The organism is Pseudomonas sp. MWU16-30317, assembly GCF_020515695.1.
Taxonomy (GTDB): Bacteria; Pseudomonadota; Gammaproteobacteria; order Pseudomonadales; family Pseudomonadaceae; genus Aquipseudomonas.
The window spans coordinates 926,070-940,210 of record NZ_JAIWJA010000001.1 but is presented as its reverse complement, the minus strand read 5'-3'; the positions used below and the strand labels follow the sequence as shown (position 1 = coordinate 940,210).

Sequence of the window (14,141 nt, the reverse complement as noted above, 5' to 3'; positions counted from 1 at the left end):
GTCCCCCGAGCGCCCTTTAACGCAGACTTTGTTTTTACTGCTCACGTCTTGAAGTCGCTGGGGTTACCCAGCTCCACTGTTGATATGATCTCAGGCCGGAAAGTAAGGCTGCATTACGAAGCAGCGATCCACCTGCGACGATATCAGGCCGTTATCTGCGAAGATGCTCACGATTTCTTTCATAAGCACCAGGTGAAAGTCCACAATATTTATGGCTCCATCCAACAACTAACTCAACCACCTTACGGGCACTGCGTGGTGCTTTGCGGCCTAAGAGATCCATTGACTGAGGTGGGGCACGTTGCGCAAGCAATGGAGATGGATGTCGAGTACGTCGATCTGGAGCCAATGCCTTGCGACCAGCACTACTTGGGCTTCGTCCGTGACATTGCGACGGTCGTGCAGCTGGGCGCTCACGGCAACCGTATCAACCCATTCTTACTTTCTGCCACCGCCAAGGGATGGGTGGACGTACCGCTGCCAGCTAGCGGGCCACAAGAGGTGCTAGTTCCACAATCCAAGCCGGGCTCCGTGGCAGCAGCTTTCGATCTCTCGGCTGAGCAGACCCACCTGGGTGCGTCGTCCTTCCTAGCGCTAAACCCTTGCCCTTTGACCTGCGGCGGGCTCGACGTTGGCATCCTGCACGCACACACGAAGGGCTTGATCGGAAACACCGTGACGGTGGTCAGGGGGCTTATGGCGGCCTCAGTGACAACTGGTGCTTCCACCAACCACCGCACGTTTGACTCCTCCCCACGGCAATCAAATGACGCATCGCCGAGTTCACCTCCGAGCTCCAAACGAGCAAGGCATCAGGAGGTAGTACGGGAGAAAAATGGAGCAGACGTAACTGAACAAGCCCAACAAACCAGCGGAGCAGGAGCCGCCATTTCATCAGTTAGCCTAATCGTCGATCAACTCAGTTACTCGAGCGACTCTACGGTTGCACAACCGGCAGGATCAGAAGCGTTTTTCAGCCCTAGAAGCGAATCCGGGGGCGATGACTTATTTCCGTCCCGGGCCGACGCATCTGGTACTCCACGCGGCATGCAAATCCGTCTGCCGTTTGAGTTGGCCGAGGATCGGCAGATAGAGGTGCAGCTGGAGCTTAGCTTTGGCCTCTCGATCACACGAACAGATGAGCCTGTCGTTGCGCCGATTCTCGCTACTGGAGGAGCTACAGAAAGGGGTTTCTCTCTGAGTCCTGTGTCGGGCAGCTCAAGCTATCCGGGTGACAAGTGCGCAGCTTCAATCGATCCGCTCCCGAGCGGCAGTCGCAAGCAACGCAGGGCATTTTCAGGCTACTTGACGCCACTCCATGACGAAACTTTGGGCTCATGGTTATCACGAAATGCGGCATCGAGCGCGGTCACGGTCATTCATGATGGGTTTATGGATTGGTGCATCGCGCTGCTGCAGCCTTCGGCCATCCCTTTTGCGCGAGCTACCCCTCACAATTTTAGCCAGTTCGCCAGTCCCAAGAATGCCGCGGCGCAGGTTGACGGTGCAGATGAACACAACCGTTGGAATCCTGATGTGTTGCTTGGCAATCCTCGATCCCAAGAGCATTGCCAAGATGCCAAGGATCTTGAGTGCGATGACCTCTACAGATCCGAGTTCTTCCTGGAAGCGTTCTCTGATCCGACAGGCATCCATCTAACGGAGCGCTTCCGCCTGCCGAGCAATTCAGTATCTCAACATGATAACCGCCGATTCTGCGCACAATGCCTAGAGGATGATGTATCAGCGATGAGAGCTCCTGGATTGCGGCGTGCATGGCGTAACCGAGGTTCAGCTCTTTGTGCCGCGCATCGCCAGCCAGTCTTGCTTCAGCAGTTGGAGAAGGGGCACCTGAGCAATTTCACTGGAGGCTGGCAGGCCTATATGCAACAAACAACGCGAGGGCATTTCGATCATGGGGTAGGCCTGGTCTCTTGCGAGAGGTCGGGATACCAAACTGCATCAGTCGAAACTAGGATTTGTCGAATAGTGTTGCGGGTTCAGACTTGGGTGGAATATGCGCCTGCGATTCCTTCGTCGCTGCGGCCATCCAAGTACTCACTGTACTTCTTGCTTGGCATATTCCTCTACCAAGGCAACCTGGTCAGCGATGGCGGTGCTGCTCGATGGTTCCTGAAAGCTGCTCGAGGTTCGAAGATAAATTCCCATGAGTATGACAAGCCATCTGTTGCCCAGATGGTTAAAAATATCGAGTCGGCGCCGCCACGGTCGTTAGCAATTGCTTACTTGCTTCTTGGTTTAGCATTTGATCTCGTCTCCAAAGAAGAGCTGTGTTTAATTCGCCAAGCTTTGATATTCACTGACAGTTCTTTTCCCATGACTCGCGAAGAACTTAAGTCATTAACACGGTGCTTCCAACCCTATCACCTCGATGCTATCTGGAACAGCGCACTTCAGAACCTACCAGTTGACGAGCTCGCTCACCTGGCTTGGTTGCTAAAGTATCACTGATGATGCAGAAACATGAACCAGCCTATAGGACGTCAGTTAGATGCATACTAGAACCTCGGAGCGCAACGGTGGCAGGCTAGCAAGGTGAATCCGCTGGTGGTGGTCACGATAACTACGTGGGTAAGCTCTAGTGCTTAAAAGAAATCTAGATCCCTAACCATACAAGCGCTCAACCAGCATGGAGAGACTGGTGTGGGGAGTTAGGCGATGAGACCCTCCCTCCTGGCTGCGCCCACGGAGGCATCGAAGCTCGGAGGGCTATTGACGCCCAGTGTGGGTCGGTCTGGTCGCCATTCGCTCCCGTTCTCCTCAAAAATCAGAGCAGATCGTGCACATTCGTGAGCCAAGAATGTACGACCCTGCTGTCAATATATGGGAAATGTGAGTTTTGGAAGGGCACTGAAACCTCCGAGATAGAGCCTTCGCCTTTGGCGCAGGCAGCAGAGCGAGGCTATGCGCCGCTATCCAAAAACGGTCGCGAAAGCGGGATTCCACAAAATGTTAAATTTGGCGCTCGCATTGAGCGTCTTTTAGCCTAAATTGACAACATGCCATTCACGCATGGCTGGCACGTTCATGATTGCGCCATTTTCACATCCGAAAACGGCTCAAACGATTGTTGCAGGTTGGTGGTGTAATACCTATAAGCTTATGTTTTATAACGAAAAATACGGAAGGAGCTCTACGATCATCATTTGTGGGATTGCCAATGAATGACGGAACTTCCATCCGTCGCGTCATGAATTCCTCAAATACCCTTCCAACAAGTTAATTTATTGATTATACAGGTTTTTCTGTTTTGCGACGCGCATGCTAAACGCTAGCATCGGCTTTAAGCCGTGCATTTCATGCGCTACACTCAAGGCATGTCCGCGCGGGTAGGCAGCTATGAATCGACCCCATACATTTGTAAGGCACCTACAGATTAAAAGTTTGCTAGCACGAATTGACAGCGAAATGCACGCGCTTGAGGCCAGCGACGTCAACTATCAGCTGGATCGGGAGTTCAGTGCCGAGCTTGATCAGCTAATCCGTCGCTACGGTTACACGGATCAAGAAGTCGTGGAGCTGGTAGAGCTCGTTGAGGCCCATGAGACTCACGGGGCTGATGACATCAGAATCCTCATAGATCGCATCCCTTCGGACAGTGACACAAGCGCGGGTGATAATAAATGAGGTACATTACTATCAATGGCACCCTGTCAGTTTTCGTAGATATCCTATGTTCCCTGTGTATCTGTGTGACTGAGTATAATCAACGAGTCAGTGCCCGTTTTATGGGAGGTTGCTGATGACTGCGATCATGGATTACTTGGCGCTCATGGGGAAGATCAAGAAAATCGAAAATGACTCTTCTCTAGATAGGGATGCACGGTTTTATCACGAATTTGTAGCCTTAAAAGCTCGGTACAATTTTAGTGCTACAGATGTTCTAAGGTTGTTGAGACCGGCGGCGTCGGTTGCTGCGCCTTCACTGGTTCAAGATCTGTTTGAAGCACTTCTGTCAGATGAGAAATTAGCGGCCGCTGCGAATTCAACTACAAAACCGCTTCGCCGGTATCGAAATCCGCACACCGGAGAAGTCGTGGAAACTCGGGGCTCTAACCATGGCCGCCTTAAAGAGTGGAAGGCACAATATGGAGCAGATGTTCTGCCTACTTGGAGAGAGTTATGATGAACTGGCTGGAGTCTGCTCTAGTCACCCTTAGTCTTATCACTAATAGGGACAGCTCTTCAGAGGTTGATATTTGCTGGTCTTTAGCCATCTTTTGCAGCCTTGAGCGTGTATAGCCAAAACCGCCGTGGCTATACATAACGTCCTGCATTGCCTTCGACGTTCTCCTGAACACGAGCCTCTCTAGCGAAGAGGGCCGGCCTACTCGGCTTTATAAGATCATCTGCGGTCAAGCCGGGCTTATGCGCGACGCCCAGTTGCAGAAGCCGGGGGAGGGCCCGCCGGAGGATCACTCAGAATCGCGCCAGTAACGGCTCACAGTCATCTTATTCACCCCAAGACTCTGGGATGCTTGAGCTTGAGTCAGCCCCTGAGCTTTGCATTCCTGGATCGACGCCTTAAGCATCCTATCGATAACACGGCCGGCTGGACGACTGAGCAACTCGTTCCCATTCACCTCTGCACGGGCAGCGTCGAGGATGCCATCGGATTCTAGTAGCCGCATCTGCGTGGCAAATTTCTCGATGAGCTCCTCGACCGTGACGCCTTCCTGGATCAGGGTGGCTGCGCCGACCAGCAATAGGGGAGACGCCCCGTAGGCTTCCGACAAGTCCTGCAGCTTGTCCAAGGTAGGGCTCGACTTGCCGTGCTCAAGCTGACTCAGGTACTGACGATTGCTCCCTTCGGGAATTGACTCCTGGGTCAACCCTTTGTGAGCTCGCAGCGCGCGAAGGATCGCGGCTAAAGGTACCTTCATCGACACAGGCATTCCTCAAAACCGAGGATGTAGCCATGTTGTGCCGTAACACTCTACCGTATATAGTAGTCGTACAGTTACGGCGTGAGCGCGTGGCTCGAACTACCGCTGCGTGGGTTCAGGCAGGCGGGTGAGGGCAGCAGCTCAGGGCGACATCTCTCTACCAGATATCAATTTAGCCCTAAACCGTCGATTCTGATTTTTATCCTCTAGCCCTAGGCGAGCTGCAGAGCCCAGGTCAGCAGAGGTTACGTCCGGGAGTTGGCGAACAGCTGCAGAGGCGGCTCGAGACTAGATGAGCGGCTGAGAGGGTGAAGCCGGTAGTGCTGACCTCTCGTAAGCAGCAACAGAACGGGGTCGCGTGCCGAGAGGCCTGGATTGATGTGAGGAACCACCAGTGAACAACCCAGCATTCCCACATCCTTCGGCATTCATGATCAAGACCTTCGGGTCGACGATAAGAGACCTCTCCTTCAACAGGCTGCCGACGGTCATCCAAAGGGCGAAGGCGGCCATACCTGAGGATGACGTGGTGGGATTTCTCTTATGCGCGCTGTATAGGCCGCCGCGGATGACTGGGCTGATCTTCTGCAATTGCATGAGTCTCTTACCCCCAGGTCTGCCAGCGCATACGCCACCAGTAGTGAGGCGGTTTCACCGCAACGGTTATCTGGTGGTAGAGGCGGACACGGGCGGATTGTTCGTGGTGGCCCACCAGTACTTCGAAAACGGTGCGATCAGGCCTTTTTTCGAAGTGCATTGAAGGACATCAACACAGGACATCACGCCTGGACAGATCGAGTGAATTGCCATGCCTACAGACTATGAATCCTTGAACAGCTTGCAGACCGCCGCGGAGGTCAAGCCGACCTCAACGCCCGCAAGCGTCGAACGTGCTATGGGTGTTCGGTTCGAGTTCCCTGCCACCGCTTACATGTGCTGTGCGAGGGTGGATCAGGAAATCAACTGCCTGGTAGGTGTGGTTTACCAAGAACAACGTGGGCGCTTTCGAGATGGTGCGACCATTAGGACGTCCACCCTACGTCGACAGTTCGAGAGCCACGGATATCACGTCTTCGAGACGAGCAATGGCAGTGCATATGTCGTTTGCGAATGGGCGCCGGATGGATTGAGCCCACGCTTTTCTGGCGTACGCCACTAGCCATCCGGCATACGGATCCACACAGGTGAAGCTGTTATGGCCCCATGGATTTTCAAACGCACTCGAAACCAGCAGCTCATAACGGTGCTCGTGCGAAGGTCAAACAGGTGTGGAAGCACTGAAACCGTACAACCTGTGAATCACATCGAAACACAGCAAATTCCCAAGTGACCGACTGATGAAGCTACGAATTTACTCAGACCTGCATAACGAATTTCACCGCTTCGACCCGCCAGCCCTCGATCCTAGCGTCGACTTGGTCATCCTCGCTGGCGACATCGACAAAAAAGCCCGCGGCGTGAAGTGGGCAAATGACGCATTCCAGTGCAAGGTAGCTTATGTATGCGGCAATCACGAGTATTACGACGGCCATATCGACAGGACACTGCGCAAAATGCGAGATATCGCAGAAAGCCACGTGCATGTCCTAGAAAATGATTCCCTCATCCTCAATGGCACCCGCATCTTGGGCACCGCCGCGTGGACGGATTTTTCCTCAACGGGCGACCAAGTAGCCGCCAGCAGGATGGCTTGGCAGTGGATGAATGACTTCAACTACATCCGCGCTGATGCGGGATATCGACGCCTGAGACCCGATGACCTCGTCACTCGCAACCATGCCGCCAAGGCCTGGCTGGCCGAGCAGCTTGCCCAGCCTTTTGCAGGCAAAACGATCGTCATAACCCATCACTCACCATCGCCCGTGGTCGTTGGGACGAAGCATGATGGACACCTCAACGCGGCTTACACCAACGATTGGCCTAGCCTCATCGAGAAAGCGGATCTGTGGGTCTTTGGCCATACCCACCAAGCTGTGGACGTCGAGTTGGCAGGCTGCAGAGTCGTCTCCAATCCCCGGGGTTATCCCAAAGAGCAGACTGGCTTTGACCCATTTTTTGAGATTTCGATTTGATGACCAATTTTGCCCATAAGCGTGTCGCGGAGAAGGAAGCCGTCGAGCGTCAGAGTCAGGGGATTCCTGGTGCGGTCATCCGAGCGCAATCCATGGATTGGGGTGTGACCATTGATGCGTACCTTTACAACGCGGCAAGGGTAGGGCTGCGATATGCAGCGATCGTGTATGGGGACAAATCTGGGGCGAGCCTTGACGGCATGACCGTTGCCACCCCACCGCTGGAACTTGTGACAGCTCAGTCGGGATTTAAGCTGATGCGTACTCCACGCGGGGATCATCACTTTCTGATTGTGAGCGAGCTCGGCGCCGAAGGGCATCATGAAGACATCTAGCATTGAGATTCCTAGCGAACTTGCTCAAGCTGCATCGCTGCGCTTCAAATCTAGGATCAGCGGATTTCTACGGCGAGCGTTTCCTCATGGGGCGTGCCTGGCTGGTGAGATCCATGGGGATTTGAGCGAGCGCTTCTTGGAGGGTGGTCTGATACAGACCTCAGTCATCATGCAACTGACCAGGGAGCATGGGTATTTGCTTGCCCATACGTTTACGGGTAGCTGCTATGTGCTCATCCAGCCGGCCGGCGCCGTGGAACAGAATTTTGGACACCTCTATAAGCACGAGGTACCACAGGGATTGGAGGATTGATGCATCTACTACATATTGCGGAAGCCATCGCACTCGACGGCGATCCGCTGTCTGGGGCGTCCGAAGCGGAAGCCGAGCTCATCAAGACACGTGTCGCAGAACGGGCAAAGCATACTGTGCAGCGGTTGCTTGGGTCATTATTGATGTAACCGATGTGGATGCCGAGCCGTTGGCTGCCATAGGATGGTTGCCCATTGTCTTGTTCACCCATAGCGTGCTGCTTCACAGTACCGGCGATTATGAGAACAACGAGCGCATCAAGACCGGCTACGCGACCAGCTACGATGGGCGGGGCATCTTTGAAACCAGTGACACGATCTTTGTGCTCGTGGGCCAAGGCTTCAGAAAGTCTGTCTCGATCAAGCTTCTGAATCAGGTGCCCTCACGATCTTGGGCACCATGAGCCGCGGTTGAAGGTCATGTAGCTTATGGAGGCTGCGACTAGCAAGGGTTCAGGTCGTCCTTCACTTGATCAGAGCTGCCGCTTCACAACGATTCCGACCGGCCTTTTATTTCGATGACGCAAGCTACGCTCGTTGAAGCTCAAAATAGTAAGAACCTACAAGCAGCTCCTTCGTAATGGCACGCAGCAAGGCCCAGCGTCGTCCGCTTCTGCGGTATGTGCAGTGATGGCTCAAGCTAGCGTTACTCTGGTGCCTCTAGCGTGTTATGGCACCATACATAGTTGACCCCATAGCCCTTCGTTTCATCCTCAGCATTGGCCATGATGTGAAAAGCAGCGGAGAGTTCTGGGGCTGGTTCGACGTTGTAAACAAGCCGGTCTTGGGCATAGCGCACGATAAACCCCGTAAGAATATCTGCAGCTTGGACGCCGACGGAGTCCTCAGAACGCGCGATCGATAGCTCTGCTTGCTGCAGGAAACGATAGTTAGCGATGGGAGAGACATCTCGCTTAGGAGTCGCGTCCTCAGCAGCTTTCTTGGCGGAAAATAAGATGTCGTCAAACTGAGTTTGAACGTCATGAACCAATTTTACCCGCTTTACTTGGCCATCATGAGCATGGTTAATGCGTGCGTACATATTGGTGAGCGAGGAGTAATTCGGCAGTATCCATACCTCCTTTCCTTTCTTTCCAGGATCAGGCAAAGGTAAAAAACGGCGCACCGCCTTTTCTTCCGTCGACTCCTGAGCCAGCATGATCCGAAAGTCATCCATTGTTTCAAGGACTGACTCTACCATTCCTGCGTGTTGGGGCGTCGGCCCAGAGCGAGCGAATACGAGAATACATTCGAAGGCTCGAAGTAGATCGTCCTTGCTCTGGCTCTGGCAGGCTTTGAAATACGTGGTGAAAAGTTCGTTTGGCGCCTCTTTGGTCAGTATCTGCGCGAATACCGTACGGATGAAATCGGTCTGTTTGCTGTCAGGGCCGGAAAAATAAGGTGGCCAAACAAGGTAGTGAGCTAGGTTGGTCGCGACAAAGAATTTCTTCTCCACCAGCTCGATGAAAAATGGAATTTTGTCGTTCGCAATCAGCTTTACTAGGTCAAGTATGAAGGCTGGCTTATGTTTGTAGATCTTCGTCGATTTCAGATCATTGCTTTGTATCCGATGCTTGAGCTTCAGTGCGCTGATGTCAGCCTCGAACTGCGTTAGGTCTTTGATGCCCAGGCATCCCAGTCCAAAGTAGGGCTGCCCGCCGTAGCTCAGGGTTTCGCCCCCTAGAATTAGATCCCCCGTGTTGCCAGATTCGTCAATGAAGTACGTTATTTCAGTGTTGTCTTGGATCATCTGATCGCTCATGTCGTCTCCCCCCGCTTTGTGGCTGTCTAGCCAAAATGGTCACTACGTTCTCGACATGCGCATCACGCGCTCGGCTTGAAGTGGAACGCCGGCCCGGAGGGTAGAGCTATGCTGGGAGTTCGACTATGCCCAATTGGTCTGACGTCCACGCGGCTTTCCTTGCAGCCTCGCCAACCTTATGGCTGGAGCAGGCTGAACATTTGACCAGTCGTCGCAGTATGGGGGCACTTGCCGTCGGCCTTCATCGCGGGATGTTGTGCTGTGGAAAATCGGACGTGAATTGCTGGAGCTCGGCCGACAGGCATAGCGGTTTGGAGGCGCTTAAACCTTGGTTGGCGTTAATGGGTGGCACTTATGCATCTGATCCGTGCCATAAGGGCCGTTAGAGGGCGCCAAAAGTGGGCGGGAAGGATCGAACCCTGCATCGCTGGAAAGGGCATGCTCTACGAAACAATTCAAGCTTTATGAGCCCCCCAATATGATTCAGACTCGCCGCACCAGTTCTGCCCACTGTTGATGATTGAGTCGCTATTCATGGATGACGCCGCCACCCCTTCAGATATTTTGTCCCGCCTTCAATCGGAGGTACAGCGCAAGCTTGGGCGTTGCCTCCTGCAATTGCAGCAGTACGAAAAGCTGCTGAAAGCCATAGTCTCCCGTCACGAGTTGAATGGCCCGATAGATCAACTGGAAGCTATCCGAGAGAAGATGGCGAATGCTGTCCAGCAGAAGACCCTGGGCCCACTGATGGGGATGCTGACTGATACCTATATGACCTCGCCTACGGTTGGTGATCGACCGCAGTCAACGCAAGTCGAAACAGACGACCAGACCTGGTTCAGCTATCGGCACGAGCTTCAGATGCCATCTGAAAACTACGAGATGACGAAGGTTGCCCTGCGGGAGCTGGTGGGTCTGCGCAATCAGCTGGTTCATCACTTTATTGATCGGTTCGATCTCTGGTCAGTGGATGGCTGCTCGGCAGCGGATGAGTTCTTGGAGGAGAGCTATAAGATCACTCACCAGCACTACCTGAACCTACGTGACTGGGCCAAGGGCATGAATGAGGCTCAAGAGACCTTGGCCTTGTGGCTCCAAAGCCCAGCCGCTGAGGCGATATTCGATGCCGGCTCGATCCATGGATCGGTGGATGGCTCAGATCACGGCATATACGCCTGCTTGAAAGAGGCTGAGGCGAAGTTTGCCGAGGGCGGTTGGACTCACCTGGGTTGTGCCATTCGCTGGATCGCCAGTTGCTACCCGGAACAAACTCCGAAACGGTATGGCTATAGCAGTTGGCGACAGATCCTCCACGAGTCAAAGCAATTCGAGACACGTATAGACCGAGCAGGACGTGAGCCTGCAGTCGTCTGGTATCGTGGGGCCCTCGAAGTCGTTGCGCCAAGCAGTAAATGTCTTGAGCCAGAGCCTGCAGTGCGGACGACAAAGCGGATCCCCGATTGAGTTAAGATCCCAACTGACTCTCATGTGCGACCGAGGTCTGGTGCGACATAACCATGCGTAATTGCCCGTGAGTCAATTTGGAAGCCAAGCCGCGGAGGCGCTGCCCGGCACAGATGGGGACAATGATTTGGACATGGATGTGGATACTAGAGTTAGCGAAGCTATGGACGCCATCTGGGCCGTAGGCACAACGCCAGTGGGGGGGCTTTGGAAAGCTCCTGAATTCGACGAGCTACAAAAGGCCTGCGCCGCAAGGTATCAAGAGGGCAGGGTCACGTTTGGACTTACGTTTGCGCTGGATCATGCGCTCAAATCTCTGGGGCTCCCTTGTCTGTCCTCAGGTGGCTCTCAGACCATCTCCATCAGTTCGAAACAGGCCTACACGTTGCTGGACGCGGCCTTCACCCGAACGACCACGCGGCGCAGATACATTTGCCCTCTTGATCTGGCCGAAGACATTCCGACGTTAAATTTTGGTGACGCGAGAACCGGTTACTTCACGGCTGCGCAATTGGATGAGTTGTTCGATAAGCCACGGCTCACCAGGTACTACCCAAACCTTTCATTCGACTCAAGCCGCTTCTCACAATTTCACTGGCTGGTGGTGGAGGAGGACGTCCCGGTAGTGGAGAGCGTGGGAGGCCGCTCGACCCCGGGTCTTTCGATGATGATGAGTCGTGATCTAGGCGAGATCGACCCCCATGAAAGCCGTTTCCCTACGGCGGTCGAGCATGCTTTGTTCTTCCTGCTCTTGGCTCCTTGGGAGGACTGGTCATCCATGACTGAGGTGGACTGGCGGGGCTTTCGGATTCCGTGGATTTACCAGCTCGATGATGACTTGTTTGTTGCGCCTTCAGAGCCTCGTAACCCCGACTCCCTCTCGTGGGAGCCTAAGTTTCGCCACGACGAATGGGGCGAGGTCGAAGAAACAGAGGGCCCTGTGTTGCTGACGCTTACAGATGAGGCGAGTGAACAATTGTTGAGTCGAAACCAAGAGCACTGGTCGGAGTTCAGATATGCCTCCGACACCAGCCTGTTCGACACACCGGTGATTCATTTCCTGGTGCGTGCATTTTTGGCGAACGGTATCGATGAGTTCATGGCACACCTCACCGTCGTGGAGGCAGCCCTTGGACTCCAAGCGGACTACAGACGCAGACAGCGTGGAAACCACGTTGATAAGGGGCCTACCGAAAGGGTGGCGCTTCGCTTGGCTGCGGCCCTGGATGATCCAGGTGCAGCAGAAGTCTATGAAGAGCTGTTTGAACTCAGAAGCGCATTTATTCATGGCCGCGGAGGTTTGGAGAAGATCTCGACCAACCAACGTGTCCAAGCCAGAAGGCTTGCAGCTAGGGCTGCTGCAGCTCTGGTCAGGCTGGGGGGAGAATCCGGTCTATCGCGCGATGTGGTGCTAGCTGAACTGCTTGATAAGGGGGTACGGCTTGCCGGTGGTGATGGACAACAAACCGATGACCGCAGCAGTGGGCAACTTGCGGATTTATAGATTACCGAAGGCCATCGAGCGGGCGCGATCGGCTGTATCCCCAGAGGGGATCACAGGGTATTTGCTGTGTGCCAGGGAGCAGCGAATTGGTGTGACCGGCTTGCTGTTCTGCGGTGAGGATCAAGGCCTACCTGACGGGGTAGCGATCAGTACGTCTCCTGTTCAGGATAGAGCTTGGGTTGAGGAGTACGAGTTGGTCATTACGATGGATGGGGTTTACGTAATCGCGCACCGGCAACAGGAGAATGGTGCTTTTGACCCGCTTGAATCCCTCCACTAATCCCGCTGTTGATTGCTGATTAACGGGCAGCCTGGCGCTGCTCGCGTGCTGCCAAGGAGTTTGACATGGATGTAACCAAACACATCACAGACCTCGAAGTGATGGCAAAAATTTCCGCGCAAAGCAGTGGTACCTACCGCACTGCGCTCGAAGTTCTGACGCTTTACCCAGATTACGCGTTGACCACGTTTCGTAAGCTTCTTGAGCTAATGGTCTCACTGGTGGGCGACAAGCTAAGCCTGCCTTTCGGGAACCAAGACCTTTGCTGGCGTATCAACTATCTCCACGACTGCCAGCTGATAAGCCACGCCACCAAACGCGATTGTCACAGCATTCGTTTGTGGGGGAACCAGGCCGTGCATGCGTCACCTCAGGCGCTGGCACCGCTGCGGGAGAATGAGCAACCCTCATCGCAAACGGGCGACATTGAGCAAGCTAGAAAGGCTCGAGAGCTCTTCATGTCGGCGCTCTACGAATTTCACGGGCTGCTGATCGGCAACGCGCCCAAGCTGATAATCGTCCCTGCCGAGGTACCTGATCTCGTACCTGGGCAAGTAGTAGGCAAGGCCATTGCGAGTGAGGATTCCTTTGACGCAAAGATGCAAGCCGGGCTCGTCCTCGAAGCTGAATGGCTAAGCGCTTGCGGCCGGGGTGGTCTGATTTCCACTCGAGTCAGCGCAGAACATGCGACATCGCTCAAAACCATGGCTGTTGAGATGTATCGGTGCGCATGCGAGATCAGTGCACGTTTGGACGTACTGTCCATGGCGTACATTCAGATCCACGGTGGCTCTGAGACCTTGTGGATGCAGCGTGCAGATACAGAGGCCCTTTATCGCTTCGGGAGTCTGGCCTACACCACCGAGCCGGCCACGGACATGGAGCGGCTCGCAACGAACGCGCTCAAGGAAGCCGCCACGCGTCAACATCCACAAGCGAGCGTCTACTACGGTGACCATCTACGGCAGATCGGGCAGTTTGGCCAAGCTGAAGAAATGCTGACCTTTGCCGCGACGTCAGAGCAGTCGAAAGCCTACCTTGGTCTCTTTTTTCTCTACAGCGCACAAGAGTCTCCCTGCTATTCCCCTGAGCGTGCTGTGGCAATCCTTGAGCAGGGTGTATCGCGAGACGATGCTGACTGTAAGTTTCAGCTCGGGGTGGTGCTTAACGAAGGGGAGCTCATTGATCAGGATAAAAAACGAGCGCGCCAACTGCTGACTGCCGCAGCGCAGCAGGGGATCAGGAGAGCAAGTGTGTATCTCAACTTGGTCGTCGACGACAGCTTCCAGAAGCACTTCCAGATGATTGGGCTCAGTATGTTGGCGGATCTGAATGCGGAACGTGAACAGTACAAGTCGTTGGATATTGGTCGTAACGATCCGTGTCCATGTTCGTCGGGGAAAAAGTACAAAAAATGCCATGGTGTTTGAGCTATGGCGCCCCCTAGGTGCTGCCGCAATTACGCCGTGTTTTGCCATCGAGACGACTGCAGAGAGCAGTCCCCG

At 54.2% G+C, this 14,141-nt stretch carries 10 protein-coding genes; 8 read left to right on the top strand and 2 right to left on the bottom strand.

What is annotated here, in order from left to right:
- The first annotated feature begins 48 nt into the window (after window positions 1–48).
- Window positions 49–2,472 (top strand): TniQ family protein, encoded by a 2,424-nt coding sequence (locus LIX93_RS04035; protein ID WP_226502700.1) that lies wholly within the window; start codon window positions 49–51, stop codon window positions 2,470–2,472.
- Window positions 2,473–3,763: 1,291 nt separating this feature from the next.
- Window positions 3,764–4,147: a histone-like nucleoid-structuring protein, MvaT/MvaU family gene (locus LIX93_RS04030; protein ID WP_163032302.1), complete on the top strand. Its 384-nt coding sequence runs from the start codon at window positions 3,764–3,766 to the stop codon at window positions 4,145–4,147.
- Window positions 4,148–4,436: 289 nt separating this feature from the next.
- Here the strand turns inward: LIX93_RS04030 and LIX93_RS04025 are convergent, their stop codons facing one another.
- The gene (locus LIX93_RS04025; RefSeq protein ID WP_122677844.1) at window positions 4,437–4,904 is read right to left on the bottom strand and encodes a transcriptional regulator; all 468 of its coding nucleotides are present in this window, start codon (window positions 4,902–4,904) and stop codon (window positions 4,437–4,439) included.
- Window positions 4,905–5,301: 397 nt separating this feature from the next.
- On the opposite strand from LIX93_RS04025, the gene LIX93_RS04020 reads away from it, so the two are divergent.
- From LIX93_RS04020 to LIX93_RS04010, 3 genes are all read left to right on the top strand, one after another.
- Window positions 5,302–5,667: a hypothetical protein gene (locus tag LIX93_RS04020; protein WP_122677843.1), complete on the top strand. Its 366-nt coding sequence runs from the start codon at window positions 5,302–5,304 to the stop codon at window positions 5,665–5,667.
- 577 nt (window positions 5,668–6,244) lie between these two features.
- Window positions 6,245–6,979, top strand: a complete 735-nt coding sequence (locus LIX93_RS04015; protein ID WP_226502699.1) for a metallophosphoesterase — start codon at window positions 6,245–6,247, stop codon at window positions 6,977–6,979.
- Window positions 6,979–7,314, top strand: a complete 336-nt coding sequence (locus LIX93_RS04010) for a hypothetical protein (RefSeq protein ID WP_122677840.1) — start codon at window positions 6,979–6,981, stop codon at window positions 7,312–7,314. Before LIX93_RS04015 ends, LIX93_RS04010 begins: the two co-directional genes overlap by 1 nt.
- A gap of 958 nt (window positions 7,315–8,272) precedes the next feature.
- Here the strand turns inward: LIX93_RS04010 and LIX93_RS04005 are convergent.
- On the bottom strand, window positions 8,273–9,388 hold the full coding sequence (locus LIX93_RS04005) for a DUF3800 domain-containing protein (protein WP_226502698.1): 1,116 nt from the start codon (window positions 9,386–9,388) through the stop codon (window positions 8,273–8,275).
- Window positions 9,389–9,922: 534 nt separating this feature from the next.
- Between LIX93_RS04005 and LIX93_RS04000 the strand changes: the two genes are divergently transcribed.
- The 3 genes from LIX93_RS04000 to LIX93_RS03990 all read left to right on the top strand — a co-directional run bounded on the left by LIX93_RS04000 (window position 9,923) and on the right by LIX93_RS03990 (window position 14,066).
- Window positions 9,923–10,852, top strand: coding sequence for an OST-HTH/LOTUS domain-containing protein (locus LIX93_RS04000; protein WP_226502697.1), 930 nt, complete (start codon window positions 9,923–9,925; stop codon window positions 10,850–10,852).
- Window positions 10,853–11,015: 163 nt separating this feature from the next.
- Window positions 11,016–12,356 carry a hypothetical protein gene (locus LIX93_RS03995; protein WP_226502696.1) on the top strand — a complete coding sequence of 447 codons (1,341 nt, stop codon included), beginning with the start codon at window positions 11,016–11,018 and terminating at the stop codon, window positions 12,354–12,356.
- Window positions 12,357–12,701: 345 nt separating this feature from the next.
- Window positions 12,702–14,066, top strand: a complete 1,365-nt coding sequence (locus LIX93_RS03990; protein ID WP_226502695.1) for an SEC-C metal-binding domain-containing protein — start codon at window positions 12,702–12,704, stop codon at window positions 14,064–14,066.
- The last annotated feature ends 75 nt before the right edge of the window (window positions 14,067–14,141 follow it).

What these genes read in the sequence shown, in the direction of transcription:
- LIX93_RS04005 (WP_226502698.1), bottom strand. Translation starts at nt 9,388, where the DNA reads ATGAGCGATCAGATGATCCAAGACAACACTGAAATAACGTACTTCATT.
- LIX93_RS03990 (WP_226502695.1), top strand. Translation starts at nt 12,702, where the DNA reads ATGGATGTAACCAAACACATCACAGACCTCGAAGTGATGGCAAAAATT.
- LIX93_RS04025 (WP_122677844.1), bottom strand. Translation starts at nt 4,904, where the DNA reads ATGAAGGTACCTTTAGCCGCGATCCTTCGCGCGCTGCGAGCTCACAAA.
- LIX93_RS04030 (WP_163032302.1), top strand. Translation starts at nt 3,764, where the DNA reads ATGACTGCGATCATGGATTACTTGGCGCTCATGGGGAAGATCAAGAAA.
- LIX93_RS03995 (WP_226502696.1), top strand. Translation starts at nt 11,016, where the DNA reads ATGGACGCCATCTGGGCCGTAGGCACAACGCCAGTGGGGGGGCTTTGG.
- LIX93_RS04015 (WP_226502699.1), top strand. Translation starts at nt 6,245, where the DNA reads ATGAAGCTACGAATTTACTCAGACCTGCATAACGAATTTCACCGCTTC.
- LIX93_RS04010 (WP_122677840.1), top strand. Translation starts at nt 6,979, where the DNA reads ATGACCAATTTTGCCCATAAGCGTGTCGCGGAGAAGGAAGCCGTCGAG.
- LIX93_RS04000 (WP_226502697.1), top strand. Translation starts at nt 9,923, where the DNA reads ATGGATGACGCCGCCACCCCTTCAGATATTTTGTCCCGCCTTCAATCG.